Annotated in this window: 26 protein-coding genes; 6 read left to right on the forward strand and 20 right to left on the reverse strand. The window is 63.7% G+C overall.

Features of this window, described 5'->3' with window-relative positions; translation table 11 throughout:
- Positions 1-72 precede the first annotated feature (72 nt).
- The 11 genes from ACO2Q9_RS05710 to ACO2Q9_RS05760 are packed head-to-tail and all read right to left on the reverse strand — an operon-like array spanning position 73 to position 10,067.
- Entirely contained in the window at positions 73-762 is a 690-nt protein-coding gene (locus ACO2Q9_RS05710) for a transposase (RefSeq protein ID WP_423309169.1), read from the reverse strand.
- A gap of 23 nt (positions 763-785) precedes the next feature.
- Complete coding sequence (locus ACO2Q9_RS05715; RefSeq protein ID WP_423309171.1) at positions 786-1,673, reverse strand: class I SAM-dependent methyltransferase; 888 nt, start codon at positions 1,671-1,673, stop codon at positions 786-788.
- Positions 1,670-2,221: a DUF1415 domain-containing protein gene (locus ACO2Q9_RS05720; protein ID WP_423309173.1), complete on the reverse strand. Its 552-nt coding sequence runs from the start codon at positions 2,219-2,221 to the stop codon at positions 1,670-1,672. The genes ACO2Q9_RS05715 and ACO2Q9_RS05720 overlap by 4 nt, the downstream gene beginning before the upstream one ends.
- Before the next feature lie 8 nt (positions 2,222-2,229).
- A complete protein-coding gene (locus ACO2Q9_RS05725; protein ID WP_423309175.1) occupies positions 2,230-3,360 on the reverse strand; it encodes a deoxyguanosinetriphosphate triphosphohydrolase in 1,131 nt (376 codons plus the stop codon).
- Positions 3,357-4,454 carry a 3-dehydroquinate synthase gene (gene aroB / locus ACO2Q9_RS05730; protein WP_423309177.1) on the reverse strand — a complete coding sequence of 366 codons (1,098 nt, stop codon included), beginning with the start codon at positions 4,452-4,454 and terminating at the stop codon, positions 3,357-3,359. Before aroB ends, ACO2Q9_RS05725 begins: the two co-directional genes overlap by 4 nt.
- 19 nt (positions 4,455-4,473) lie before the next feature.
- Entirely contained in the window at positions 4,474-5,004 is a 531-nt protein-coding gene (locus tag ACO2Q9_RS05735; protein WP_423309179.1) for a shikimate kinase, read from the reverse strand.
- Positions 5,005-5,026: 22 nt separating this feature from the next.
- Positions 5,027-7,132 carry a type IV pilus secretin PilQ gene (gene pilQ, locus ACO2Q9_RS05740; RefSeq protein ID WP_423309181.1) on the reverse strand — a complete coding sequence of 702 codons (2,106 nt, stop codon included), beginning with the start codon at positions 7,130-7,132 and terminating at the stop codon, positions 5,027-5,029.
- Positions 7,129-7,671: a pilus assembly protein PilP gene (locus ACO2Q9_RS05745; protein WP_423309183.1), complete on the reverse strand. Its 543-nt coding sequence runs from the start codon at positions 7,669-7,671 to the stop codon at positions 7,129-7,131. The genes pilQ and ACO2Q9_RS05745 overlap by 4 nt, the downstream gene beginning before the upstream one ends.
- Positions 7,671-8,357 (reverse strand): type 4a pilus biogenesis protein PilO, encoded by a 687-nt coding sequence (locus ACO2Q9_RS05750; protein ID WP_423309185.1) that lies wholly within the window; start codon positions 8,355-8,357, stop codon positions 7,671-7,673. The genes ACO2Q9_RS05745 and ACO2Q9_RS05750 overlap by 1 nt, the downstream gene beginning before the upstream one ends.
- 10 nt (positions 8,358-8,367) lie before the next feature.
- Entirely contained in the window at positions 8,368-8,991 is a 624-nt protein-coding gene (locus ACO2Q9_RS05755) for a PilN domain-containing protein (protein WP_423309187.1), read from the reverse strand.
- The gene (locus tag ACO2Q9_RS05760; protein ID WP_423309189.1) at positions 8,988-10,067 is read right to left on the reverse strand and encodes a pilus assembly protein PilM; all 1,080 of its coding nucleotides are present in this window, start codon (positions 10,065-10,067) and stop codon (positions 8,988-8,990) included. Before ACO2Q9_RS05760 ends, ACO2Q9_RS05755 begins: the two co-directional genes overlap by 4 nt.
- A 288-nt stretch (positions 10,068-10,355) precedes the next feature.
- Here ACO2Q9_RS05760 and ACO2Q9_RS05765 point away from each other — a divergent pair, with 288 nt between their 5' ends.
- Positions 10,356-12,827: a penicillin-binding protein 1A gene (locus ACO2Q9_RS05765; RefSeq protein ID WP_423309191.1), complete on the forward strand. Its 2,472-nt coding sequence runs from the start codon at positions 10,356-10,358 to the stop codon at positions 12,825-12,827.
- A 40-nt stretch (positions 12,828-12,867) separates the two neighbouring features.
- Here ACO2Q9_RS05765 and cyaY read toward each other — a convergent pair whose 3' ends face one another.
- The gene (cyaY, locus tag ACO2Q9_RS05770) at positions 12,868-13,209 is read right to left on the reverse strand and encodes an iron donor protein CyaY (protein WP_423309193.1); all 342 of its coding nucleotides are present in this window, start codon (positions 13,207-13,209) and stop codon (positions 12,868-12,870) included.
- Positions 13,210-13,220: 11 nt separating this feature from the next.
- Here cyaY and lptM point away from each other — a divergent pair, with 11 nt between their 5' ends.
- Positions 13,221-13,454, forward strand: a complete 234-nt coding sequence (lptM, locus tag ACO2Q9_RS05775; RefSeq protein WP_423309195.1) for an LPS translocon maturation chaperone LptM — start codon at positions 13,221-13,223, stop codon at positions 13,452-13,454.
- Complete coding sequence (lysA, locus tag ACO2Q9_RS05780) at positions 13,451-14,743, forward strand: diaminopimelate decarboxylase (protein ID WP_423309197.1); 1,293 nt, start codon at positions 13,451-13,453, stop codon at positions 14,741-14,743. Before lptM ends, lysA begins: the two co-directional genes overlap by 4 nt.
- Before the next feature lie 45 nt (positions 14,744-14,788).
- Here lysA and ACO2Q9_RS05785 read toward each other — a convergent pair whose 3' ends face one another.
- The 5 genes from ACO2Q9_RS05785 to ACO2Q9_RS05805 form a co-directional block, all read right to left on the reverse strand.
- Positions 14,789-15,409, reverse strand: a complete 621-nt coding sequence (locus ACO2Q9_RS05785) for a sulfite oxidase heme-binding subunit YedZ (RefSeq protein WP_423309199.1) — start codon at positions 15,407-15,409, stop codon at positions 14,789-14,791.
- A complete protein-coding gene (gene msrP, locus ACO2Q9_RS05790) occupies positions 15,409-16,410 on the reverse strand; it encodes a protein-methionine-sulfoxide reductase catalytic subunit MsrP (RefSeq protein WP_423309201.1) in 1,002 nt (333 codons plus the stop codon). Before msrP ends, ACO2Q9_RS05785 begins: the two co-directional genes overlap by 1 nt.
- Positions 16,411-16,525: 115 nt before the next feature.
- Positions 16,526-17,845, reverse strand: a complete 1,320-nt coding sequence (ccsB, locus tag ACO2Q9_RS05795) for a c-type cytochrome biogenesis protein CcsB (RefSeq protein WP_423309203.1) — start codon at positions 17,843-17,845, stop codon at positions 16,526-16,528.
- Positions 17,842-19,980: a cytochrome c biogenesis protein ResB gene (locus ACO2Q9_RS05800; protein ID WP_423309205.1), complete on the reverse strand. Its 2,139-nt coding sequence runs from the start codon at positions 19,978-19,980 to the stop codon at positions 17,842-17,844. The genes ccsB and ACO2Q9_RS05800 overlap by 4 nt, the downstream gene beginning before the upstream one ends.
- A 129-nt stretch (positions 19,981-20,109) precedes the next feature.
- Positions 20,110-20,757, reverse strand: a complete 648-nt coding sequence (locus tag ACO2Q9_RS05805) for a c-type cytochrome (protein ID WP_423309207.1) — start codon at positions 20,755-20,757, stop codon at positions 20,110-20,112.
- 194 nt (positions 20,758-20,951) lie between these two features.
- Between ACO2Q9_RS05805 and yihA the strand changes: the two genes are divergently transcribed.
- Both yihA and ACO2Q9_RS05815 read left to right on the forward strand, forming a co-directional pair.
- A complete protein-coding gene (yihA, locus tag ACO2Q9_RS05810) occupies positions 20,952-21,593 on the forward strand; it encodes a ribosome biogenesis GTP-binding protein YihA/YsxC (protein WP_423309948.1) in 642 nt (213 codons plus the stop codon).
- Between the two features lie 40 nt (positions 21,594-21,633).
- On the forward strand, positions 21,634-22,551 hold the full coding sequence (locus tag ACO2Q9_RS05815) for an alpha/beta fold hydrolase (RefSeq protein WP_423309209.1): 918 nt from the start codon (positions 21,634-21,636) through the stop codon (positions 22,549-22,551).
- Here the strand turns inward: ACO2Q9_RS05815 and ACO2Q9_RS05820 are convergent.
- Both ACO2Q9_RS05820 and ACO2Q9_RS05825 read right to left on the reverse strand, forming a co-directional pair.
- Complete coding sequence (locus tag ACO2Q9_RS05820) at positions 22,545-23,411, reverse strand: lipid A biosynthesis acyltransferase (RefSeq protein ID WP_423309211.1); 867 nt, start codon at positions 23,409-23,411, stop codon at positions 22,545-22,547. The two genes, ACO2Q9_RS05815 and ACO2Q9_RS05820, sit on opposite strands and share 7 nt — an antisense overlap.
- Positions 23,408-24,271 carry a lysophospholipid acyltransferase family protein gene (locus ACO2Q9_RS05825; RefSeq protein ID WP_423309213.1) on the reverse strand — a complete coding sequence of 288 codons (864 nt, stop codon included), beginning with the start codon at positions 24,269-24,271 and terminating at the stop codon, positions 23,408-23,410. The genes ACO2Q9_RS05820 and ACO2Q9_RS05825 overlap by 4 nt, the downstream gene beginning before the upstream one ends.
- A gap of 178 nt (positions 24,272-24,449) precedes the next feature.
- Here ACO2Q9_RS05825 and metK point away from each other — a divergent pair, with 178 nt between their 5' ends.
- Complete coding sequence (gene metK, locus ACO2Q9_RS05830) at positions 24,450-25,634, forward strand: methionine adenosyltransferase (protein ID WP_423309215.1); 1,185 nt, start codon at positions 24,450-24,452, stop codon at positions 25,632-25,634.
- 7 nt (positions 25,635-25,641) lie between these two features.
- On the opposite strand, the gene ACO2Q9_RS05835 is transcribed toward metK, so the two are convergent.
- Positions 25,642-26,580, reverse strand: coding sequence for a LysR family transcriptional regulator (locus ACO2Q9_RS05835; protein ID WP_423309217.1), 939 nt, complete (start codon positions 26,578-26,580; stop codon positions 25,642-25,644).
- Between the last annotated feature and the right edge of the window lie 52 nt (positions 26,581-26,632).

Below are 26,632 nucleotides of genomic sequence, written 5' to 3' on the forward strand. Positions count from 1 at the left end.
CCAAGATTTTTAATTGGGGTCAGATTCCAATTAATTCCCGATTGATTTCATCGATGATTAATTGGGGACATATCAAATGGAAGACGAAGGACGGCCGGCGCGCGTCTTGGTGACGCGACGGTCGGTCAGCTTCTGCAGGTTGTCGGTGAATTGCGCATCGCCAAGGGCCCAGCCTTGCAGGGTCGACTGCGTCAAAGCCTCCTGCTGCGATGCGGGAACGCCGGCCGCGACCATCGCGGCATACGCCGCCTCGCGCGCAAACGGCGTGTTCCCCATTTCCCAATAGAGCGCAGGCGGCGTGACGATCCTGTCCGGGCGCAGGCCGACGTAATGGCCGTGGCTCGACCAGCCGTAGTCAGCCGCGCTGGCCGCGATGCCGGCACGGACCGGGTTGAGATCGATGTAGGCCAGGCACGCCAGCAGATAGGTTTCGGACTGGATGATGGTGGACTTGTAGCGCCCTTCCCACAGCGTGCCCGACCGTTGATTCCGGTCGTTGAAATACCGCACATAGCGCCGCCCGAGGGACTGCATCATTTTGGGCAGCCCTTGCGCGGTGCGTGGCGTGGCCAGCAGATGGAAATGGTTGTCCATCAACACGTAAGCGTGGATGGCGACCTGATGGGCCGCGGCGTGCTCGCCGAGCAGGGAAAGGAAGAATTCGCGGTCGCCGCGCGACAGGAAGACCGGTTGCCGGTTGTTGCCACGCTGGATCACATGGTGCGGGTAATCCGGCAGTGTGAGTCGCGGGAGTCGGGCCATGAGGAGCGGTCAGGAAGGAACGCTCATGGTAATTGGAATCTGACCCCCAGCATGCTCTCCAGGCCGAATTCGCCGAGCAGGCTTTGCAGGCGCTCGGCAGCGCTGCGCTTTTTCTGGCCGGTGTGACGCGCGATGATGAGTTCGTTCTTCAGGCTGTGCTCCCAGCCGACGAGTTCGGTGACCGTGACCTGATAGCCATGCGCTTCCAGATACAGGCAGCGCAGCACATTGGTGAGCTGGCTGCCGATTTCACGCGTGTGCAGCGGATGCCGCCAGAGCTCGGCCAGTGGCGTGCGTGAAAGCGACAGTGCCTTGTTCTGGCGCAGGCTCGCCGCCACTTCGGCCTGGCAGCAGGGCACCAGCACCATGTGACGCGCGCGCTTGGCAAGACCGAAGGCGATCGCGTCGTCGGTCGCGGTGTCGCAGGCGTGCAATGCCGTCACGACGTCGATGTGCCCGGGCATCGCCTGGACCTGCGCAGACTCGGCCGACGTGATGTTGAGGAACGACATGTTCGCGAAGCCGAGCCGCCGGGCGAGCTGCTGCGATTTTTCCACCAGTTCCTGCCGCGTCTCGATGCCGTAGATGCGACCCTGCCGCGACGCATCGCCCGCATTGAAAAACAGGTCGTGGATGATGAAACCGAGATACGACTTTCCGGCGCCATGATCGGCCAGCGTGACCGGCGCACCGCTTTGGGTGAGTTCGACGAGCAGCTTTTCGATGAACTGGTAGAGGTGGTAGACCTGCTTGAGCTTGCGCCGCGAGTCCTGGTTCAGCTTTCCTTCGCGCGTGAGGATGTGCAACTCCTTCAGGAGCTCGACGGACTGGCCGGGGCGCAATTCGTCAGCGATGGCCTCGCCGGGCGCATTGTGCTTCGGGTTCACCGAGTTCTTCCTGGGCGCGTTCATCGCATGAACTCCCTGCCCAGCGCCGCCCATCCTTCAGACCCGAGTTCGCGCAACGTCTGCATGTTCTTCTCGAAAATGACGTCGGCCTCGGGAAATGCTTCAACGGCGCGCGCCACGCTTTCCTCGCGCAGCAGATGCAGCATGGGGTAAGGCGAGCGGTTGGTGCAGTTGGTCACGTCGTCCTCTTCGGTGCCCGCAAACTGGAACTGCGGATGAAAACTTGCGATCTGGATGACGCCATCGAGTGCCATGTCCGCCACCAGCCTGTCGGCTTCGTCGAGATAGTCGTTGAACGCCAGGAAATCATCGAGACAGTCGGGCAGGATGAGCAAGGTCGTGTCGCGGTCCCGTGAAGGCAGCGCGACGAGCTGCGCCAATTCATTCCGAAGGTCTTGCGTGACCGCACGGCGATCCGTTGCCGCACTGACAGCAAAATGCACCTGCCCACGCACATGCACCGCCTTTGCGAACGGACAGAGGTTGAGGCCGATGACCGCCTGCTCCAGCCAGGCGCGCGTTTGCCGGATGACATCGTGATCGTTGGACATGGCGAAGTCTAGGGCAGCAGCCTGCGCCCTGTGAGGCGTTCATGCTCGCGTACGGCAAAACGGTCGGTCATGCCGGCGACGTAATCGGCCACCGCGCGCGGGACATCAGGTCTCGCCGCGAAGCCGGCCTGCATCTGTGCGGGGTCATTGCCATACGCTTCGAAGAGTTCGCGCACGACTTGACGGGCCTGCCCTGTGGTACCGGTCACCTGCGGATGCCGGTAGAGGTTTTGAAACAGGAACTGTTTGAGCTCCGAGGACTGCGCGCGCATGGCCGGACTGAACGTGACGAGCGGGCCTTTGCCCCGCGCGTCGTCGGCGTCGGTGGGTGCCGCATCCGCCAGCGCCTGTGCCGTCGCGTCGATGATGTCGTAGACCTGCGCGCTGAGCATGCGGCGGATCGCTTCATACAGAAGGCGACGGCCCGCGAGTTGCGGATGTCCGGCAAGCGCCTCGCGCCGGTAGCGCTCGAACAGCGCCACGCCCTCCAGTTGCTCGAGCGTGAGCAAGCCCGAGCGGACACCGTCGTCGATGTCGTGCGCGTTGTAAGCCACTTCGTCCGCCAGGTTGCAAAGCTGCGCCTCGAGACTGGGCTGCGTTCGTTCGATGAAGCGACGGGCAACTCCACCGGGCTCGCGCGCCTCGATCTGCCGCGCATTGGCGAGCGAGCAATGCTTGAGGATGCCTTCGCGCGTCTCGAAAGACAGGTTCAGCCCGTCGAAGCTGGCATACCTCTCTTCCAGATCGTCCACCACGCGCAAGCTCTGCAGGTTGTGTTCGAAGCCACCGTGCGGTGTCATGCACGCATTCAGGGCGTCCTGCCCGGCATGGCCGAACGGCGTGTGACCCAGGTCGTGCGCGAGCGCAATGGCCTCGACCAGATCCTCGCTCAACCCGAGCGACCGTGCGATGGATCGTCCCAGCTGGGCGACTTCCAGCGAGTGGGTCAGGCGGGTGCGGAACAGATCTCCTTCGTGGTTCAGGAAAACCTGCGTCTTGTAGACCAGCCGGCGGAACGCCGTCGAGTGCACGATGCGGTCGCGATCGCGCTGGAATGCGCTGCGCGTGGGTGCAGGGGGCTCGGGAAAGCGCCGGCCGCGGCTGGCCGCAGGGTCGCACGCGTAGATCGAGAGCATCACGCGCAGCAGTGCGCGATGACTTCGCGCACCAGCGCGTCGGGCGCGCCGCGCATGACCGCACTGCCCGGCTTTTCCAGCACAACGAAGCGGATTTCGCCGCCTTCGGACTTCTTGTCCACGCGCATGAGTTCGATATACCGGTCGGCACCGAGTACGGGCGCGCGGACGGGCAAGCCTGCACGGCCGATGAGTGCCGTCAGCCGCTCGACGAATGCGGCATCGACCCCGCCCAGGCGCATCGACAGGTGCGACGCCATGACCATGCCGCAGCCCACCGCTTCGCCGTGCAGCCATTGGCCATAGCCCAGTCCGGCTTCGATCGCGTGACCGAACGTGTGGCCGAAATTGAGGATGGCGCGCAGCCCCGATTCCCGCTCATCCTGCCCGACGACCTCGGCCTTGATCTCGCAACTGCGGCGCACTGCATGCGCCAATGCCCCCGGGTCACGCGACATCAAGGCGTCGATGTTCTGCTCGATCCAGTCGAGGAACACCATGTCGTAGATGGGACCGTACTTGATGACCTCGGCCAGCCCCGCGCCGAGTTCGCGCGCCGGCAGCGTCGACAGCGTATCCAGATCGCACACCACGAGATGTGGCTGGTAGAACGCACCGATCATGTTCTTGCCCAACGGGTGATTGATGGCCGTCTTGCCGCCAACCGACGAGTCCACCTGCGCCAGCAGCGTCGTCGGCAACTGGATGAACGGCACGCCACGCATGTAACTGGCCGCCGCAAAACCGGTCATGTCGCCCACGACACCGCCGCCAAGCGCGAACAGCACCGTCTTGCGGTCGCAACCCGCGCCGAGCAGGGCATCGTATATGCGGTTGAGCGTCTGCCAGTCCTTGTGCACTTCGCCGTCCGGCAAGGCGACGATGTGGATGCTGCGGTACTTGCCCGAGAGCGCGGCACGTACACGCTCCGCGTACAGCGGCTGCACGGTGGTGTTGGTGACGATCAAGGCAGACGCCGCATCCGGCAACTCGGCACGTGACGCGAGCGCGTCCAGCAGATCCGGCCCGATGACGATGGGGTAGCTGCGGTCACCGAGCTCGATCTGGACGTATTCGGGAGACTGGAGAACTTGCATGTCCCCCGAGTTTAGGGCCTCAGGCTGACGGGGCCTCGCCGGCCAGCTCCAGCTGCATGAGGATCATGTTGACCAGCATCGCCACGGACGGACGACCGGTCTCGATGATGAAATGCGCCGTCTCACGGTACAGCGGGTCGCGCACGGCATACAGGTCGCGCAGACGCTGCATCGGGTCGTCCACCTGCAGCAGCGGACGGTTCACGTCGTGCCGCACCCGGCGGAAGATGTCCTCGGGTGTCGAATGCAGGTACACCACCTTGCAGTGCGTATGAAGATTCAGGCGATTCGCAGGCTGCAGCACTGCCCCGCCCCCCGTGGCCAGGATGCCTGTCGAGGCAGCCCCGCAGAGTTCGGCGATGACCTTGGCTTCGACGTCACGGAATGCCGCTTCGCCCTCGCGCTCGAAATAAGCCCGGATGGAGCAACCGAGCCGCTGCTCGATCACATGATCGGAATCGTCGAACGGAATCTGCAGCCTGCGCCCGAGCTGGCGCCCGATGCTGGACTTGCCAGCACCGGGCATCCCTACCAGGGCAATGCGCGCCACGCGTCGGGTCAGCGGTGTTTCGTCAGCGCGCTGCGGCGCGGTCGGAAATCATCTTCGGGGTGATGAAGACCAGCATTTCCTGTTTGTTGGCCGTGCGGCTGCGCGACTTGAACAGGTTGCCGATCGCCGGAATATCGCCCAGACCCGGAACCTTGGTCTCAGACTCGTTCTCGGTCAATTCGAAAATGCCGCCGATGACGACGGTACCGCCATTCTCGACCAGCACTTGCGTCTTGATGTGCTTGGTGTTGATCGCGAAACCGGCGCTGGTAGCCTGGCCCACGCTGTCCTTGTTCACGTCCAAATCGAGAATGATGTTGCCTTCCGGCGTGATCTGGGGCGTGACCTCGAGCTTCAGGTTCGCCTTGCGGAATGCAATGGATGTCGCGCCGCTGGAGGTCGCCACCTGATAGGGCAGTTCGGTACCCTGCTCGATCAGCGCCTTGGTCTGGTCGGCTGTCACCACGCGGGGGCTGGAAACGACCTTGCCCTTGCCGTCTGCTTCCAGCGCGGAGAGTTCCAGGCTGATGAAGCGGGCGGCATTGGAGCGGAACAGCGAGATCGCGAAGGTCGACGGGCTGTAGCCGTTCTGGCCGACAGCAGGGAGGTTGACGAAGTTGCCTGCAGTAATCACGTTGCTGGCACCAGTTCCGTTGGACGCGCCGATATTGGCATTGACGGTGTCGCTGCGAATCGCAGTGCCACCGCCAAGCTTCACGCCGAGCGACTTGCCGAATGTATCGGTAGCTTCGACTATACGTGCCTCAATCAACACTTGGCGAACAGGAACGTCGAGTTTCGTGATCAGCTCCTGGACGCGCTCGAGTCGGGAGGCGATGTCAGAGACGAACAACTGGTTGGTACGCGGCTCGGCAATCACGCTGCCGCGAGGACTCAGGATGCTCGCGCCAGCGCCACCACCGCCTGCCGCCCCACCCCCGCCGGCAGCTCCACCGCCTTGAAGCTGGGTCGCAATGTCGGCCGCCTTCGTATAGTTCAACTGGAACGACTGGGTGCGGAGCGGTTCAAGGTTTTGCAGCGCAACCTTCGATTCCAGATCCGCCTTCTCCTTCGCCGTGATCTCGTCCTTGGGTGCGATCCAGAGCACATTGCCGTTCTTGCGGATACCCAGGTTCTTCGCCTGCATGATGATGTCCAGCGCCTGATCCCACGGCACATCCTTCAAACGCAGCGTCACGGTACCGGACACCGAGTCCGAGGTGATGATGTTGAAGTTCGTGAAATCGGCGATCACCTGCAGCAACGAACGGATTTCGATGCTCTGGAAGTTCAGCGAGAGCTTTTCACCGCTGTAACCGGGACCTTGAGAAAGCTTGGTGGGATCGATGCGGCGCGGACGCACTTCCACGACGAACTGGGTATCACTCTGGTAAGCAGAATGTTCCCAGTCACCCTTCGGTTCGATGTTCATCCGGACCCGATCACCGGTCTGGAACGTGGTGACAGTCTGCACGGGCGTGCCGAAATCTGCCACATCGAGGCGACGGCGCAAACCTTCGGGGAGGGAGCTTTTGAGGAACTCGACCACCAGACCCGTGCCTTGCTGGCGAATATCCACGCCGACCTGGCTGTTGGCCAGATCGACAACCACCTTGCCTGTGCCGTCCGCAGCACGGCGGAAATCCACGTCCTTGAGCGGGAACACATCGCGATTGCGATCTTCGGCAAAGGTAGAAGGCGACGAAGCAACCGGCGTCGCGCCGGGTGCCGCATCGAGCGAGATCAGCAGCGACTTGCCCTGGATTTCGGCCTTGTAGCCTGCAGACTGCTTGAGGTTGAGCACCACACGGGTACGGTCACCTGCCTGCACGACGTTCACCGAGCGGAGGTTGCCCTGATTGAAATCAACCACCGATCGCCCCATGCCGTTGGCCACTCCGGGAAAGTCCAACGCGATCCGTGCAGGAGACTGAATGGAGAAGCCTGTCGGCAACGCCGGCAACTGCTGGTTCAGGTCGATGCGGATGACTTCGGAGCCCCCCTGGATCGAACCGGTCACCGCCTCGATGGCGTTCTGGGCGTGAGCTGCGACGGATGCGATGAGCAAGCAGAAAGCGCCGCCCCAAGATCCCACGGCACGCCACGTCATGGCCTTGTGGTCATTCATTTCTGCCTCTCCTGCAACTGCAGTGTTGCTGTGCGTTCAATCCATTCGCCAGCAGCGTCCTGCACGATTTCGCGCAACGCCAGCTCCGTCTCGTTGATCTGCGTGATCCGGCCATAGTTCTGGCCGATGTAGTTGCCCTTGCGGACCTGGTACAACAGGTTATCCACCCGGAGCAAAGCCACGGGCTGCCCTTCTCGGATCAGGCTACCGACCATCTTCATGGAATCCAGAGGGAATGCTTCCAGCGGTTCTTTGCGGCGGGCCAGTTCAGGAGTAATAAGAGCCGCGTTGGAGGATGCCTGGACAGATTCGCTCTTCAGCGCCTGCGCGAGCTTTTGTGAACTGAAAGGGTCGACGGTCCCGGATTGTGCATATGCCTGCGGTGTGAACTGTTTCGGCTCCGGGATAGGCTGAACGCTAGGCCGCGTCTGGTTGCGCTGCTCCTGCATCCATTGCTGCAGCCCCTCTTCGCTTGCAGGACCGCACCCTGCCAGTAGCGTCACGGCGAACAATGACACCGTCGCATGAGTTCTTCTCATCACTTCTTGGCCCCCTTCGCAGCGGTCGCCTTGCGTTGCGCAGCCACCTCTTCGGGATCCAGATAGCGGAATGTCTTCGCTGTCGCTTCCATCGTCAGCGTCGAACCATCTTTTGCCGCAGCAGGAACGAGGGACACGTTGTTCAGAGTGACGATGCGTGACAGATTCGCGATGTCTGAAGCAAACGCCCCCACGTCATGAAAACGTCCTGTCACGCGAATGGCAATGGGAAGTTCGGCGTAGTACTCCTTGACGGAAATCTGCCCGGGCCGAAAGAGCTCGAACTGCAGACTCCGCCCCAATCCTGCCTGGTTGACGTCTGACAGCAGTGCATCCATTTCAGCCTTGCTCGGCAACTGCTTTTCAAGCAGCGTGACATATTGCTGCACCTGCTCCCGTTGCTTGCGCAGGGTTTCAAGATTGACAGCTTGAGCCAGCTTCTTCTTGTAATCTTCCTTGAGTTGAACTTCCTTGCTTTGCGATGCCTTCAGTTCCTCGTCAACACCCGAAAGCCAGAAGAACCACAGCCCGCCAACAACAAGGACTACCACCAACAGATTCAGTGCATAGCGCGGAATTGCCGGCCACGACGACGGGTCGTTCGGGTTGAGCCCCCGGAACTGCGTCCGGATGGGCGCGACCAGCGCATTGAAATCAATTTTCTTGAGGGACGATTTGGTAGCCATCTTTCGCTCCTCAGGACTTTGCTGGCGCCACGGCCGCTTTACCCCCGGAGGGTGCCAACTCTTTCTGCACGTCCGCCGCACGGCGCAAACCGACTCGCATCGTGAAATTGGCTACCCGCCGCTGGTCCCTTGCCGATAGCGCGACACTACCAGCCGTGATTTCAATCAACTCCGGACGCGCGAGCCAAAGGCTGTTGTTGGCCAGATTGCGCAGGAGTTCGGACACGCGCTCATTGGACTGCGCCACTCCTTGCAGCATTACCGTTTGGTCTGTCTGCCTCATCGAGTTGATGTACACGCCGTCCGGCAACTGCTTGACCATTTCATTCAACAAATGCACGGGCAAATTGCGGTCGGCCTGCAACCCCTCTACAGCGCCTTGGCGCGCACGCAGCGAAGCGATTTCAGCCTGCAGGTTCGCGATGTCCTTGATCTGCGAGTCCAGCGTCGCGATCTGGGTCGTCAGGAACTGGTTGCGCTCCTGCTGGTTCAGGATCTGCGCCTGATACAGCCCGAAGACGGCCACACCGATGCCGCCGCCCAGCAGGACGGCCGCGATCACCGATGCGGCAAAGGCTTCCTTGCGACGCTTGCGCGCCGCTTCGCGGTGAGGCAGCAGGTTGATCAGGATCACTGCAGGAACCTCCGCATGGCAAGACCGCACGACGTCAGGTACGACGGTGCTTCGCGACGCATTTTCTTCTCACGAATGCCGGAGCCCAGCTCCATGCCTTCGAAAGGGTCGACCAGCGAGCATGCGAACGAGGTGTGCTGGGTCACGGCTTCGGTCAAACCTTGCAACGCGGCAGAGCCACCGGCCACCATCACGTAGTCCACACGGTTGTAAGGCGTGGACGTGAAGAAGAACTGCAGTGCGCGGCCGATTTCCTGGGCCATGCTGTCCACGAAGGGCTTGAGCACACCGCTGGTGTAGTCGTCCGGCAGGTCGCCATTGCGCTTCTTGGCTTCGGCTTCTTCCATCGAGAAGCCATACTGGCGCACGATCAGCTGGGTCAGTTGCGCACCACCGAAGGCCTGATCGCGGTCATACAGCACTTCATTGTTGCGAAGCACCTGCATGCTGGCGGTGTAGGCGCCGATCTCGAACAGCGCCACCATCGTGTCGGCGCCCTTGTTGGGCAGGTTCTCGATCAGGCGGGTGGTTGCCAGGCGCGACGCATACGATTCGACATCGATCACCACCGGCTTCAGCCCGGCGGCTTCCGCCAGCCCCTGGCGATCCTGGACTTTTTCCTTGCGGGAGGCGGCGATCAGCACTTCGACATCGCCCGCGGAGGTGGTGCTGGGGCCGACCACGCAGAAGTCCAGGCTCACTTCGTCCAGCGAGAACGGGATGTACTGGTTGGCTTCTGATTCGACCTGGATTTCGAGCTCGGCTTCGCTCATGCCGCCGGGCAGGATGATTTTCTTGGTGATGACGGCAGAAGGAGGCAGCGCCATGGCCACGTTCTTCGTCCGCGTGCCGCTTTTCTTGACCACGCGGCGCACCGCCTCGGCCACTTCATCGAATTTCTCGACGTTGCCATCCGTGATCCAGCCGCGATCCAGCGGCTCGATGGCACAACGCTCAAGCACCAGGTTGCCGGCACCATCACGATTCAACTCCACCAGCTTGACGCTGGACGAGCTGATATCGAGGCCCAACAAGGGCGCTGGCTGACGGCTGAAGAACGACCCCAAAGAGATCAAAACGGTCCCCCGAACCAACTTGTAACAGTCGGCAAAACTTGAGAATTCACTTGAATGCTAGCAGTAAGCCCCTTGTCCAGCAAAGAGTTTTCCCGATTCGGGGGTTTGCAAGCGTTGCCAAAAGCCGACGCTTTGGCGCGCTTTTTTCGTATCCCGACTCACTTCATGCGCTGCATCTGGTCAGGACTCTCACGGATTCTCACCTTGCACTCTAAGGCGGTTACCGATTGAAATCCGCTCAGCGGCCAAATTTTTATAATGCTGGCGCGACTTTGCGCACACTTTTCCATGCCCTCAAACAACTCCACAGGCGACGACAAACCCGCCGCCTCGCCCGCTGCCCGATCCGGCCTGATGTCCCACTGGCTGGTCCGGCTGGCGCTCTGGAGCGGTGGCCTGGCCGTGGCCGGAGCCATCAGCCTGCTGGTGATCATCGCCGTGGCACTTTCGGTTGCGTACCCGAATCTGCCCGACATTTCAGACCTGCAGGACTACCGTCCCAAATTGCCGCTGCGTGTCTACTCCTCCGAAGGCACCCTGATCGGCGAGTTCGGCGAAGAACGCCGAAACCTGATGCCGATCGGCGACATTCCCAAAGTCATGAAAGACGCAGTGCTGGCGGCGGAGGACGCCCGCTTCTTCGAACACGGCGGCGTCGACTACGTCGGCGTGGTTCGTGCCGGCCTGGCCAACGTCGGCCGGGCCAAGAGCCAGGGCGCCTCCACGATCACCATGCAGGTGGCACGCAACGTGTACCTGTCAGCCGAAAAGACCTACACCCGCAAGATCTACGAGATCCTGCTGACTTTCAAGCTGGAACACCTGCTCTCCAAGGACCAGATCCTGGAGATCTACATGAACCAGATCTTCCTGGGCAACCGCTCCTACGGTTTTGCGGCCGCCAGCGAAGCCTATTACGGCAAACCGATCCGGGACATCAGCATTGCAGAAGCGGCGATGCTGGCTGGCCTGCCGAAGGCACCGTCGGCTTACAACCCGATCGTCAACCCCAAGCGCGCCCGGGCCCGGCAGATGTACATCATCGACCGCATGCAGGAGAACGGGTTCATCACGGCAGCCCAGGCCGAAGCGGCCCGCAACGAGAACCTGAAGGTCCGCGCCGGCCCCGACGCATCGCGCCTGCACGCCGAGTACGTGGCAGAGACCGTGCGCCAGCTCATGTACGCACAGTACGGCGAAAGCACCTACACACGTGGCCTGAATGTCTTCACGACGCTGAATGCCACCGAACAGGCTGCCGCTTACAAGGCGCTGCGCCGCGGCATCATGGATTACGAGCGCAGGCAGTTCTACCGTGGCCCCGAAAAGTTCATCGACCTGCCCACCGACCCCAAGGAGGCGGACGATGCCATCGACGAAGTTCTCGTCGAGCACCCGGACAATGGCGATGTCATGTCGGCTGTGGTGCTGCAGGCCAGCCCCAAGGGCATTTCCGCCGTCCGCCAGAACGGTGAAGCCGTCGAGATCACCGGCGAAGGCCTGAAACCAGCCCAATCCGGTCTGTCCGAAAAAGCGGCGCCCAACATCAAGATCCGTCGCGGCGCAGTGATCCGCGTGGCGAAGACGCCCAAGAACACATGGGAAATCACCCAGCTGCCAGAGGTCGAAGGCGCCTTCGTCGCGCTCGACCCGCGCACCGGTGCCGTCCGCGCGATGGTCGGCGGCTTCGACTGGGACAAGAACAAGTTCAACCACGTCACGCAGGCCTGGCGCCAGCCGGGCTCGAGCTTCAAGCCGTTCATCTACTCGGCGGCGCTCGAAAAGGGTTTCACACCCGCCACGGTGATCAATGATGCCCCTCTGTTCTTCGATGCGGGCGTGACCGGTGGACAGCCTTGGGAGCCCAAGAACTATGACGGCACCTTCGACGGACCGATGTCCATACGCCGCGGTCTGGCCAAGTCCAAGAACATGATTTCAATCCGCATCCTGCAGGCCGTCGGCCCGCAGAACGCGCAGGAATGGGTATCGCGCTTCGGCTTCGACACGGAAAAACACCCCGCCTATCTGACGATGGCGCTGGGCGCGGGGTCTGTCACGCCGATGCAGATGGCCACGGCCTATTCGGTTTTCGCCAATGGCGGCTATCGCGTCAGCCCCTACCTGATCACGAAGGTGACGGACCAGAAGGGCAAGGTCCTGGTTGAAACGCAACCGGGCCAGCTCGACGACAGCGTTCGTGCGATCGACGCGCGCAATGCCTTCGTCATGAACAGCCTGCTGCAGGAAGTCACGCGCAGCGGAACGGCCGCCCGTGCATCTGGCGCACTCAAGCGATCTGACATCTATGGCAAGACCGGCACCACCAACGACTCGATGGACGCCTGGTTTGCCGGCTACCAGCAGTCCGTGGCCGCCGTCGTCTGGATCGGCTACGACACCCCGCGCAAGTTGGGCGACCGCGAAACCGGCGGCGGCCTGAGCCTGCCGGTGTGGATCAACTTCATGGAAACGGCCCTCAAGGGTGTCCCGGTCAGCGAACCGTCGGCGCCCGAAGGCGTGATGAATGTCGGCGGCGAGTGGTACTACAACGAATTCGGACCCGGTGCCGGCATTGCCAGCCTGGGTCTGGAAGATCCGGCCGCAGCGGCTGCAGCCAACGGCATGTCGCCCGCTGCGCAAACGATGATCGGCGCGCCACCCCACACGCCGCCGACGGCCACGCCCGGTGTTGCACCGCAACCTGCTGCTCCGCCTGCGGACGAGAAGAAACGCATCCTGGATCTGTTCCGCAATTGAGCGGCGCAAGACCCGTGGCGCACGGAAAACCTCTTTCCGGCTAACCTTCTCCGGCGGCCGGAAACACGAGGCTCAAACCTGACTGCGTGCTCGCCTGCCGCGAGAGGTTGGCGTAGAACTCGCCGTCACCCTTGGTGTCCATCCACTGCCCATCGACGAAACGGTAGTGGTAGCCGCCCGCGCGCGCGGCCAGCCACACCTCGTGCAACGGCTTCTGCAGGTTGATGACGATCTGGCTTGCATTAGCGAACACCAGCGTCACCATGCCGCCGACCCGCTGGTTGTCGATGTCCGCTTCGGTTTCGTCGTTGATGCGGTCGCAATGGGCCTCCACGGCAGCCAGCAGACGCTCGGCGTGGTCCATGAATTCAGGGTCGGTCATACAATTTGGCGATGTTGAAGCTTCGTCAAATTCTATTCAGCCGCCTTGTCCTTGCCGCCGTCACGGTGGTTGCCGGCGTGACGGCCACGGGCTGCGGCCAGAAAGGTGCGCTGTACCTGCCCACCGAACCCGCCGCCGCGCAACGCGCGACGCTGCCCGAAGTGCTCACGCCCAACCGCACGCGCGATGCGGCCGGCTCCAGCCAGTCGACACAACCTGCGCCCGTCACCTCGCCGACCCGATGAACCCGTCCCAGATCTCCGCGCCCGGCCTTCCGGGCCAGCCCCATGTCGCCTATCGCAATGGCAGCCTTCACGTCGAGGACCTGGCGCTGGCCGATCTCGCGCACGAACACGGCACGCCGCTCTTCGTGTATTCGAAAGCAGCCATGTTGTCGGCCCTGGCCGCCTACCAGCGCGGCTTCGCCGGTCGCAAGGCGCTGATCTGCTATGCCATGAAGGCCAATTCCTCGCTGGCGGTGCTGCAGGTATTTGCGAGGGCGGGCTGCGGTTTCGACATCGTCTCGGGCGGCGAACTCGACCGCGTGCTGGCAGCGGGGGGCGACCCGGCCAAGGTGATCTTCTCGGGCGTGGGGAAGACCTGCGCGGAAATGCGCCGGGCACTCGACGTGGGCATCGCCTGCTTCAACGTCGAGAGCGAGGCCGAGCTCGAAGTGTTGAGCGCCGTGGCCGTACAGGCCGGCAAGACCGCACGCGTCAGCATCCGCGTCAATCCGAACGTCGACCCGAAGACGCACCCGTACATTTCCACCGGCCTCAAGGGCAACAAGTTCGGCGTCGCACACGAGCGCGCCCTGCTGGCCTATCGGCGCGCGGCGTCGTTGCCGGGTCTCGAAGTCGTGGGCATCGATTGCCACATCGGTTCGCAGATCACGCAGGAAAGCCCTTACCTGGATGCAATGGACCGGGTGCTCGACCTCGTCGAGTCGATCGAGATGGCAGGCATTCCGATCCACCACATCGACTTCGGCGGCGGGCTGGGCATCGACTACAACGGCGACACACCGCCGCAGGCCGACGCGCTGTGGAAGCAGTTGCTGGCCAAGCTGGACACACGCGGCTTCGGCGACCGCCAGTTCATGATCGAACCGGGCCGCTCGCTCGTCGGCAATGCCGGTGTGTGCTTGACCGAGGTGCTCTACCTCAAGCCCGGCGAGCAGAAAAACTTCTGCATCATCGATGCGGCGATGAATGACCTTCCGCGCCCGGCCATGTACCAGGCCTTCCACCAGATCGTGCCGCTGTCGCCACGCAACGAAGATGCATCGGTGTACGACGTGGTCGGCCCCGTGTGCGAAAGCGGCGACTGGATCGGCCACGACCGCCAGCTTGCTGTGCAGGCAGGCGACCACCTCGCCGTGCTGTCCGCCGGTGCGTACTGCATGTCCATGGCCAGCAACTACAACACGCGCGCGCGCGCTGCGGAAGTGCTGGTGGACGGCGACAAGGTGCACGTCATCCGCGCACGCGAAACCATCGCCGACCTCTTCCGCCAGGAAAAACTGCTGCCCTGAGGCCGTTGGTGCAAGGCCTGATACGCGTCCATCCGCAACGCGGTCTCACTGGCGCGGTCTGGCCCGCGGTCCCCATGCTTGCCACGCACGCCAGCCCAGCAGCACGCCGATGATCACGGCGTAGATGGCGACTTCGCCGAAGTTGTTCTTGCTCGCGCGCATCCAGAAGAAATGCAGCAGCCCGAGCCCGGCGATCACGTAGACCAGCCGGTGCAACCGCTGCCAGCGCTGCGGCCCCAGCGCGCGGATCGCGCGATTGAACGACGTCGCCGCCAGCGGCGTGAGCAGCACGAAGGCTGCGAAGCCCACCAGGATGAATGGCCGCTTCACAATGTCGCGCGCGATGTCTTCGATCTCGAAGCCCATGTCGAACCACGCGTACGACACCAGATGCAGCACCACGTAAAAATAGGCGAACAGGCCCAGCATCCGGCGGAAACGCGCAAACGCCGGTGTTCGCGTCATCACACGCAGCGGCGTGACGGCCAGGCCGATGCACAGGAAGCGGAGCGTCCAGTCACCGGTCGAGCGGATCAGGTATTCGGCAGGGTTCGCGCCCAGCGCATCGGCAAACGCGCCATACACCAGCCACGCGAACGGCAGCAGCGCGAGCGCGAAAACAAGTGGCTTTGCAGCCGGATGCAGCAGCACCTTGGCAGGCTGCATCAGTAGAACTTCTTGAGATCCATGCCGGCGTAAAGCTGGCCGACCTGCGCTTCATAGCCGTTGAACATCAGCGTCTTGTGACGCTTGGCGAACAGCCCGCCGCCGTCACCGATGCGCCGCTCCGTCGCCTGCGACCAGCGCGGATGGTCGACGTTCGGATTCACATTCGAATAGAAGCCGTATTCCTGTGACGCCGCCTTGTTCCATGCCGTCGGGGGCTCTTTCTCGACGAAGCGGATCTTCACCAGCGACTTGGCCGACTTGAAGCCGTACTTCCACGGCACCACCAGACGCACCGGCGCACCATTCTGGTTGGGGAGCACCTCACCGTACATGCCGAAGGACAGCAGCGTGAGCGGATGCATCGCTTCGTCCATGCGCAGGCCTTCGACGTAGGGCCATTCGAGCACGCGTGAACCGACGAAAGGCATGGTCTTCGGATCGGCCAGCGTCACGAACTCGACGTACTTCGCATTGCCCTGCGGTTCCACCTTCTTGATGAGTTCCGACAATGAATAGCCCGTCCAGGGAATCACCATCGACCAGCCTTCCACGCAACGCAAACGGTAGATGCGTTCCTCCTGCGCGCTGAGCTTGACGAGGTCTTCGAGCGAATACTTGCCCGGCTTCTTCACCAGGCCTTCGATCTCCACCGTCCACGGCGAGGTCTTGAGGGTGTGCGCGTTCTTCGCTGGGTCGGCCTTGTCGGTGCCGAATTCGTAGAAGTTGTTGTAGGTGCTGGCGTCCTTGTAATCGGTGATCTTTTCCATCGTCACCGCACCGGCCACCGACGTCTTGCCACCCGCCAGCGCCGCCAGTTTGCCCGGGCGCTGCACCTGCTGGGCGAAGGCCTCGCGGCCGGCCCACGTGGCGAGCGCGGCACCGGCGACGCCCGTCGCCATCAGCTTGATCAGGTCCCGCCGGCCTTCATAGACGGCGCGCGAGGTGATCTCGCTGGACTGCGGATGGACAAATCCCTTGTCTCGGGCACTAATCAGCATGCTGTCACCTCGTTGTGTGCGGTTGTGGGCGTTCGATGTATCCGCCCACCTTAAGTTCGTCTGCAAAGCCCAGTGGGTTACACGGGATTGTGACGAATGTCGCACACAGGCAGTTTCAGAGCTCTCCGTAGCTGTGCAGACCCGACAGGAACATGTTGACGCCCAGGAAGGCGAAGGTGGTGATCGCCAGCCCGACCAGGGCCCACCACGATGCCACTGCACCCCGCAGCCCCTTCATGAGCCGCATGTGCAGCCAGGCCGCGTAGTTGAGCCAGACGATCAGGGCCCAGGTTTCCTTCGGGTCCCAGCTCCAGTAGCCGCCCCAGGCCTCCGCCGCCCACAGCGCGCCCAGCACGGTGGCGATGGTGAAGAAGGCGAAGCCCACGGCGATGGCCTTGTACATCACGTCGTCCAGCACCTCGAATGACGGCAGCCGCTCCGCGATGCGGCGCCGGCCCAGGAGGATGCCACCTGCAATGAGCGCCGACACGATCGCATAGCCTACCCAGTAGCTGCCACCGGCTTCGGCGATGCCGCGCTGGCGGAAGGCGATGGGCACGAAGCAGAGCGCGACGCCCAGGATCCAGATCGGCGTGAGCTTGTACAGGCGCGTCTCGGCGGCCTGCTGCTTGATCAGGTAGGCGAAAGCCACCATCGCCGCGAGGGCGAAAGTGCCGTAACCGATGAAATTGGCGGGCACATGCAGCTTCATCCACCAGCTCTGGAGCGCAGGCACCAGCGGCTGGATTTCATGCGCCTCGCGCACCAGCGTGTACCAGAGCAGGAAGCCGACCGCAGCGCTCACCACCAGCATCACGAACGCACCGAGCGAACGCGTCCTGTATTGCGCTTCGTAGTAGAGGTAGAACAGGGCCGTCATCCAGCAGAACAGCACGAACACCTCGTACAGGTTGCTCACCGGGATGTGGCCGATGTCCGGGCCGATCTGGTGGCTCTCGTACCAGCGCACCATGGTGCCGATGAGCGCCATGGTCACGGCCGCCCAGACGATCTTCGAGCCGAGCAGTTCCATCGTGTCGGCCTGGCCGCGCGCGAACATGCCGATCCAGTAGAACACCGTGCTCATGAAGAACAGCACGCTCATCCACAGGATGGCCGACTGGCTGGAGAGGAAATACTTGAGCCAGAACACCGTGTCCGCACGCGCGAGATCGCCCTGATACGCGAAGATGGCCGCGATGGCGGCAGCCGCCACCCCCAGCATCAGCGCGCGCAGCGGTCGCCAGAACCAGCCCAGCCAGATGAGCGTGGGAATGGTGCCCACGAGGATGGCCTTCTCATAGCCGTCCATCGACGCGCTGTAGCGCGACAGCGCGAACAGGCCCCCCACGATGACCAGCGCGGCAAACACCCAGTCGAACGTGGTGCGGCGCGCGAAATAGCCTTCGTTGAGCGTGATCGTCGCGATGTTCATGCCTGGGCGTCCTTCAATCCAATCAGTTTTTCCTTGAGGCGGGCGAACTCCCTGTCGCCATCCATCGTCTTGCGGTTGGCCGACATCGCCATCGTCGCCTGCGAGCCGCCGCCGTCCACGGGCGCCAGCCAGACCCACAAGCGCCGCTCGCGGATGTAGAGCATGGCAAAAACACCGAGGATCAGCAACAGGCAGCCCAGATACACGACATTGCGGCCCGGTGCGCGAGCCACCTGGAACACGCTGGCCTGCAGTTGCGTGAATTCCTGCAGGCGGAAAGCCATGGGGGCCGGATACACGTGCACATCGCTGAGCGCCAGCACGGCCTGGGTCATGAAGCCGCGCGTCTTTTCATCCGTCGGCAGGGGCTTGAGGCCCGCCTTTTCGCGGCTCAGTTGCGCCAGTTCGAACAGCGCGCCGTTCAGGATGCGGATCAGCACGTCGCCTGCACGCGCGCGCTCGGCCTCGGGCACGTTGGCCTCCATGAAATCGGCAATGGCCTGCAGGCCACCAGTACGCGCCCCGGGCGACTTGCCGGTCTCGCTGCCCGCGAACAGCGCGAGCGCACGGCCGGCCGACTGCGACAATTGGTCCGCGAGGCCCGTGCGTGTCGGGTCCACCGCATGGGATGCATAGCGGCGCACGGCCTCGTTGCGCATCGCGGGGTCATCGAGGGCAGCGCGAAGGCGCAGGAAGCCGTCCAGCTCGCCCTGTTCGTCCGCCGGGATGCGCATGTAACGGAACTGGTCAGCCGGCGTCTCGCGCATGCCCAGCAGGAACACGGGAATGCCGTCGCCCGTGTCCACCGGCAGCATGTAGTTGTGGAATTCCCGCGCCTGGCCGGCAGCGTCGCGCAATTTGTAGGTGATGCTGGGGCCGACGTTGCGAAGTTCCTTCTGCGTCACCGTCTTGTTGGCTGCGCCCAGCCGCGCGTCCAGGCTCGCACGCAGGTCGACCTTGCGCACATCGGTGCCTGACTGCGAAGCGCCCGGCGTGCCTGCGAAATTCTCGACGTTGATCACGCGCAGCGCCGTGTATTCGAGCGTCAGCTTGTCGCTGCCGTTGGTGAGGTCGGAACTGCCCCCGATCACGCCATCGATCTCGAACGGCTTCGCCTGCGCGGTGAGCGGGATGGACTTGAGCTTCACGCTCGAGCCGCCATCGTCGAAGCTGGACTGGTAGATCTCGATGCCCCTGAAGCTCGCCGGATGGTTCACCTCCACCCGCGCTTCCTTCTTCTCGCCGGTCGCCTTGTCGTGGATGACGATCTCGCTCGCGAAGAGCTTGGGCATGCCGGTGGAGTAGTACTCGACGATGAACTTCTTGAGCTCGATCGCGAATGGCAGGTCCTGCAGCAGGATGCCGTCCGACTGGTTCAGGATGGCGGTGCTCGACTGCGTGCCTTCGGCCACGAGGATGTTGCCGCGGAACGTCGGGTTGCGTTCGGACAGCCGGTGCTCCGGACTCACGTCAGCGATCATCCCGCCGCCGGTGTACACACTCTTGCCGCCCAGCCACATCTGCGCGCGAACGATCATGTCGCCGTCGAGCAGGCCACCGAGACAGATCAACACGATGGCACCGTGCGCAGCGATATAGCCGATCTTGTTGCCCGCACCGGCCTTCGCAGCAACCATCCAGCCCGTGCCTTCGGCCGTCCCGCGTTGCTGCAGCTTCACCTTCCAGCCGCCACCCGCCAGCATCTGGCCGATGCGCTGCGCTTCGGCTTCGGGCGTGCCGGCCAGATCGGCGCGCGCTTTCTGTCCGAAGGCCTGCAGGCTCTGCTCGCGGATGTTCTCCCTGTAGGCACGCATCTCCGACAGGATGCGCGGCGTGTTTCGCGTGACGCACAGCGACGTGCTGATCACGAGGAATGCCAGGATCAGCAGGAACCACCAGGCGCTGTACACCGCGTAGAGACGCGCCGCGCCGAACACCTCGGCCCAGAACGGGCCGAACTGGTTCACGTAGTTGGCCAGCGGTTGCTGCTGGACCAGCACCGTGCCGATGATGGACGCGATGCAAATCACCGTGAGCAGCGAGATGGCGAAGCGCATCGACGACAGCAGCTCCACCGTCGCGCGCCATGCGTGCGAACCTGACCTGACGCGAAGTCCGTGGGTGGAAACTGACATGAAGGAGATTGAGGCGCTGGGCGAGAAAAAGGGCGGGTCATCCGGAGGATGAACCCGCCCTTCTTGGGGTTTGTTATCGGCGGTTAGTTCAAATGTGGCCGTTTTCGAAACGGGGCCGTCTGACGCGGATCAACGCAGGCCGGCGATGTAGTCGGCCACGGCCTTGATCTCGCGGTCGTTCAGCTTGGCGGCAACCTGGTGCATCTGCGTGCTGTTCTTGCGAACGCCGTCGCGGAAGGTCTTGAGCTGTGCGTCGGTGTAATCGGCATGCTGGCCGGCCAGGCGCGGGTACTGCGCGGGGATGCCCACGCCATTGGGGCTGTGGCAGCCGGCACAGGCAGGAATCTGGCGGTCGGCAATGCCGCCGCGGTAGATGCGCTCGCCCAGCGTCACCAGGTCTTTTTCCTTCGCGAAGCCAGGCTTGGCCTTCTTCGAGGCGACCCACCAGGCGATGTTGCGCATGTCTTCGTCGCTCAGGGCCGAGGCGAAACCCTTCATGACGGCGTTGTTGCGCTTGCCGTCCTTGAATTCCTGCAGTTGCTTGACGAGGTATTCGGGGTGCTGCTGCGCGAGCTTGGGATTGGCCGGCACGGCAGAGTTGCCGTCTGCGCCGTGGCAGGCTGCGCACGTGGCGGTGTAGGTGGCTTCACCCTTGACCAGGTCCGGCTTGGCCGCCTTGGCGGGCGCGGGGGCAGCAGGCTTTTCATCCGCCGCCATGCCGACGGTGGAAAACGCTGCAATCAGCGCAGCAGTCATGAAAGTGGCGAACGACTTCATAGCGGGGGTAGCTTTATTTGCGCAAAACCGGGTGATTCTACAATGCAGGCCGGGCTCAGACCCATTTTTCGCCGCTTCCGCGGCCCGACCGGATTCCCTTCATGACATCCTCCCCCGCCGCGCCCTCCGGCACGGCCCCGTCCGATCCCGTGACTTCTCCGCCTGCGCCGGCGGCCGTCACCCCCGTGCACGCCATGGGGTGGATGCATACCGCCCGTTTCCTGACCACCGCGCCGCAACTGCAATACCTGCCGCCGCTGCAGGTGCCGGAAATCGCCTTCGTCGGCCGCTCCAACGCCGGCAAATCCACCTGCATCAACACCCTGACGCAGCAGAAGCGCCTGGCTTTCGCGTCCAAGACGCCGGGCCGCACCCAGCACATCAACCTGTTCAGCCTCGGCCGCCAGGGCGAGACCGACGCCGTGCTGGCCGACCTGCCCGGCTATGGCTACGCCGCCGTGCCCAAGCAGGACAAGATCCGCTGGCAGCAGGTCATGGCGAACTACCTCGTCACGCGCGAGAACCTCACCGGCATCGTGCTGCTGTGCGATCCGCGCCACGGCCTGACCGAGCTCGATGAAATCCTGCTGGAAGTCATCCGGCCGCGTGTGGAGGAAGGCATGAAGTTCCTGGTGCTGCTCACCAAGGCCGACAAGCTCAACCGCGCCGAAGCCAACAAGGCCCTGTCCATTGCGCGACTGCAAGCCGGGGGTGGCGAGGTCAAACTGTTTTCCGCCCTCAAGAAACAGGGGGTGGAAGAAGCCGCGATGCTGCTGTGGAACTGGGCGCACCCGCCAGGCCCGGCCACTGGAACAGCAGTCGACACGACTGCCTGAAGTTGCAGGCGGCCTCTCCACCCACACGGAGACCGCCGCCATGATCGAGACCTTCCAGCAGCCCCTGCCGCACGGCATCACGCTGAGCTGCCGCGCTACCGGCGAACGCGGTCGTCCGGTGCTCGTCTTCCTGCACGGTTTCCCCGAAGCCGCGTTCATCTGGGACGAAGTACTCGAGTACTTCGCGGCTCCAGCCCACGGAGGTTTCCGCTGCGTCGCACCCAACCTGCGCGGCTTCGCCGATTCGAGCAGCCCGCCCGAACCTTCGGCCTACCGCGCGAAATTCCTCGTGCAGGATCTGCTCGCGCTGATTCGCATCGAATCGGGCGATGCGCCGCTGGCCAGTCTCGTGGCGCACGATTGGGGTGGCGCGGTGGCGTGGAATCTGGCGAACCAGTTTCCCACGCACATCCACAAGCTCGCCATCATCAATTCACCACACCCCGGCACCTTCCTGCGCGAGCTCAAGACGAATCCGCAGCAGCAGGAAGCGAGCGCCTACATGAACTTCCTGATCCGCCCCGACGCGGAGCACCTGCTGGCAGCCGACGACTACCAGCGACTCTGGCCGTTCTTCACCAACATGGGCGGCGACGCCTGGCTGACGCCGGAACTCAAGGACCGTTATCGCGAGGTGTGGGACAGGGGCCTGACCGGCGGCTGCAACTACTACCGCGCATCGCCGCTGCGTCCGCCGACGCCCGACGATCCCGCTGCGCTGGACATCGAACTACCCCGCAGCATGCTGACCGTCGACGTGCCGACGCTCGTGCTCTGGGCCATGGACGACACCGCGTTGCCGCCCTCGCTCATCGAAGGGCTGCACGACTACGTGCCGCAGCTGGACCTGCAGGAGATGCCCGGCGCGACGCACTGGGTGCTGCACGAGCAGCCGGCAGAAGTGATCCGCAGGCTGCAAGGGTTCATCGGCCCGCAGCGCTGTCCTTCTCCTCAGTAGACCGGCGGCTCGCCCGCCGGCCGCGTCTTGAACCGCTTGTGCACCCAGTAGTACTGCTCGGGCATGGTGTCGATATAGCCCTGCAAGTTGAGGTTCATGCGTGCCGTGTCGGCCACCACATCGTCGCTCGGGAAATCCGGCCACGCGGCATGCACTTCGACGTCGTAGCCCTGCGCCGTCATGCGCACGGTCACGGGCACCACCTTCGCGCGACCGAGCTTGGCGAAGCGCGAGAGCGAAGGCACCGTGGCCGCCGGCACCCCGTAGAACGGCACGAAGATCGACTCTTCGGCGCCGAAGTTCATGTCGGGCAGCAGGAACAGCGGCTCGCCCGCGCGCAATGCGGACACGATGGTTTTCACGCCGTCGAAACGGTCGAACAGGCGGATCTCGCCCAAACGCCTTCGCCCTTCGTAGATCCAGTCGTCCACGCGCTTGTTGCGCTGCGGCGTGAAGATGGTGGTGAAGCGGCGCGGCACGGCGGCGGACACCGCGCTCCAGGCCGCATCCATGCCATAGAAATGGGGCAGGAAGATCACGGTGGGCGTGTGCCCCTGCAGTTCATCGACCGCACCGATGAGATTCAGCCGCGACTTCGTCACCTCGGTGTTGCCGTGCCACAGCCACGAACGATCGAGCCAGGCCTGCGCAAAACAGACGAAGGATGCGCGCGCCACCTTCGTGCGCCAAGCGCCGGGCTTGTCGGGGAAACACAGCGCCAGGTTCGCGTGGACCACACGACGGCGGGACACCGCGACGATGTACAGGCCCCAGCCCAGCAGCCAGCCCAGCGCCCGCACCGGGCGCAACGGCAGGTGCGCCAGCACTTTCATGAACCAGATGCCCAGGGACGTGATCAAGCGTTGTCTCCTCGGGCTGCATTCTCAGCCGGTGCAGAATTGGCGGGATCTTTGTAGCGCGCATAGCCCCAGAGATATTGCGCCGGACACTCGCGGATCAGGCGCTCCATTTCCGCATTCACCTGGGCCGCAGCCTGCGTCGCGTCCTCGGCCAGCGGTTCACGCAATGCGCGCAGGTGCACGACGTAGCCGCGCCCACCGGGCAGCCGCTCGCCCCACGCCAGCAGCACCGCCGTGCCCGGTTGCCGCGCCAGACGGGCGGACAGCGTCATCGTGTACGCATCCCGCCCGAAAAACGGCGCCCAGACACCGAGCCCCGAGGGCGGCACCTGGTCAGGCAACAAGCCGACCGCCTGACCGGCCTTCAGCGCCTTGAGCATCTGCTTGACACCTGCCAGTGTGGTGGGCGCCGTCTCCAGGCCGGGCCGCCCGCGTGCGCTGTCGAGCAATGGACGGAGCCAGGCCTTGCGTGCCGGGCGATAGAGCACGGTGATGGGCCCACGTGCATCGCCATACCGCCGCGCGTAGCCTTGCGCAGTGATCTCGAAGCAACCCAGATGCGGCGTGAGGAAGACGATGCCCGCTCCGACTGCATGCGCCGCGTCGATCAGCTCCGCGCCGTCCCAGTGGATGGGCACTTCGCGCCCCAGCCAGAGCCGGGGCAGCTCGGCCACCAGCCGGCCGGTCTGCCCGATGGCGGCGCGCGCATCCGCGCGGTCGCAACCGGCCTGCGCGGCATTCGCCTGAAAGCGCCGCCGATAGGTCGGCGACAGCAGCCATGCCAGCCAGCCCAGCACGCTGCCTGCGGCATGCAGCAGCGCAAGCGGAAAGACACTGGCGAGGCGAAAAAGAAGAGTCACGAAAGGTTTAGAATCGCGCGTGTCGCCGAGTTACAGGACTACTTGCAGGGCGACACGCACGACACCGCGTCAACAAGACAGCGATTGTGCCTTGCCCGAAACGGCAATCTGCTAAAGCGTTCGCCAGGCCGTGGGGTCCGGGCAGCGCGCCCGAAGACACCCCAAGGAGCTCAAGCACATGGCGAACGACTTTCTCTTCACATCGGAATCCGTCTCCGAAGGCCACCCCGACAAGGTGGCCGACCAGATTTCCGATGCCATCCTCGACGCAATCTTCGCGCAGGACCCGCGCAGCCGCGTGGCCGCCGAGACGCTGACCAACACCGGCCTGGTCGTGCTCGCGGGAGAGATCACCACCAACGCGCACGTCGACTACATCCAGGTCGCGCGCGACACCATCAAGCGCATCGGTTACGACAACACCGACTACGGCATCGACTACAAGGGCTGCGCCGTGATGGTCTGCTACGACAAGCAGTCCAACGACATCGCCCAGGGCGTGGACCATGCGAGCGACGACCACCTGAACACCGGCGCGGGCGACCAGGGCCTGATGTTCGGCTACGCCTGCGACGAAACGCCCGAGCTGATGCCCGCGCCGATTTACTACGCGCACCGCCTCGTGGAACGCCAGGCCCAACTGCGCAAGGACGGCCGCCTGCCGTTCCTGCGCCCCGACGCGAAGTCGCAGGTCACCATGCGTTATGTCGACGGCAAGCCGCACAGTATCGACACCGTGGTGCTGTCGACGCAGCACAGCCCCGACCAGAGCGAGACGCCTACCAAGATGAAGGCCTCGTTCAACGAAGCCATCATCGAGGAGATCATCAAGCCGGTTCTGCCCAAGGAATGGATCAAGGACACGCGTTACCTCATCAACCCGACCGGCCGCTTCGTCATCGGCGGCCCGCAAGGCGACTGCGGCCTGACCGGCCGCAAGATCATCGTGGACACCTACGGCGGCGCGTGCCCGCATGGCGGCGGCGCGTTCTCGGGCAAGGACCCGTCCAAGGTGGACCGCTCGGCAGCCTATGCGGCGCGCTACGTGGCCAAGAACATCGTGGCCGCCGGTCTGGCCAAGCAGTGCCAGATCCAGGTGGCCTACGCCATCGGCGTGGCCAAGCCGATGAACGTGACGGTGTACACCGAGGGCACGGGCGTGATTTCCGACGAGAAGATCGCCGCGCTGGTGAATGATCTCTTCGACCTGCGCCCCAAGGGCATCATCCAGATGCTCGACCTGCTGCGCCCGATCTACAGCAAGACGGCGGCCTACGGTCACTTCGGCCGCGAAGAGCCCGAGTTCACCTGGGAACGCACGGACAAAGCGGCTGCGCTGCGCGCAGCAGCTGGCCTGAAGTAATCGATCTTCAGTTTCCGGCCGGGGTGGTGCCGATGTCGGCGGCCACCTCGGCCGTTCCTTTTCTGGCGCTCTGTTTCATCAGTTGCGTGAAGGCGTCTGCCGCCGGTGACAGCGCCATGCCCCGGCGCTGGTAGACGAAGAACTCACGCTCGATGGCCGGTGCGCGCAGCGGCACGAAGCGCAGGTTGAAGTTGCCCGCGAAGCTGTACGCATAGTCGGGCACGGCTGCGACACCCAGCCCCGCACCGACCAGTGCCAGCGCGGTGGTGAGGTAGCCGACTTCAGTGACCGTCTGGATCGACAGCGATGCGTCGTAGTCGTGCAGCAGTTGCTCCAGATAGCGGTTGAAGTCGCTGGAATAGATCACCCATCGCTCGCCACGCAAATCGCTCCACGACACCGCCGTCCGATTGGCCAGCGGATGCGATGCCGCGCAGGCCAGGCGCATCGGCATGTTCATGAGAAAGGTGCGCGTCACATCCTCCCCCGTGGGACGCTCGGGGCCGAAGCCGATCTCGGCGTCCCCGCGACGCACCGCGGGGACGATGTCGTCGGCCGTGCCGTCGAGCACCCGCAGGCCGACGTCCGGGAACTTCGTGTCGAACTGCGCCAGCACGCCGGCCATCCAGGTGCAGGCCAGCAACTGCGGCGCGACGACACGCAGCAGGCCGCTGCGCAACGTACGCAGGTCACTCGCCCCCTCTTCCATCTGCCGCAGGTCGTCGAGCATGCGGCGCGCCAGCGGCAGCAGTTGCTGCCCGGATTCGGTCAGCGTGACCGAGTTGCGCGAGCGGTCGAACAGCCGCAGCCCGACTTCCTCCTCGAGTTGCTGCACCAGCATGCTCACAGCCGACTGCGTCAGGCTGAGCTGCCGGGCCGCAGCGGTGAAGCTGCCGGCGCGCGCCACGGTGGAGAAAGCGCGCATCTGGCGGAGGGTGATGTTCATGGATGCACCAATCTGGTTGCCAAGCACGGCTACGAATCAAATTTATTGATCC

It is taken from the genome of Variovorax sp. VNK109, assembly GCF_049445855.1.
Lineage (GTDB): Bacteria > Pseudomonadota > Gammaproteobacteria > Burkholderiales > Burkholderiaceae_C > JAGOCV01.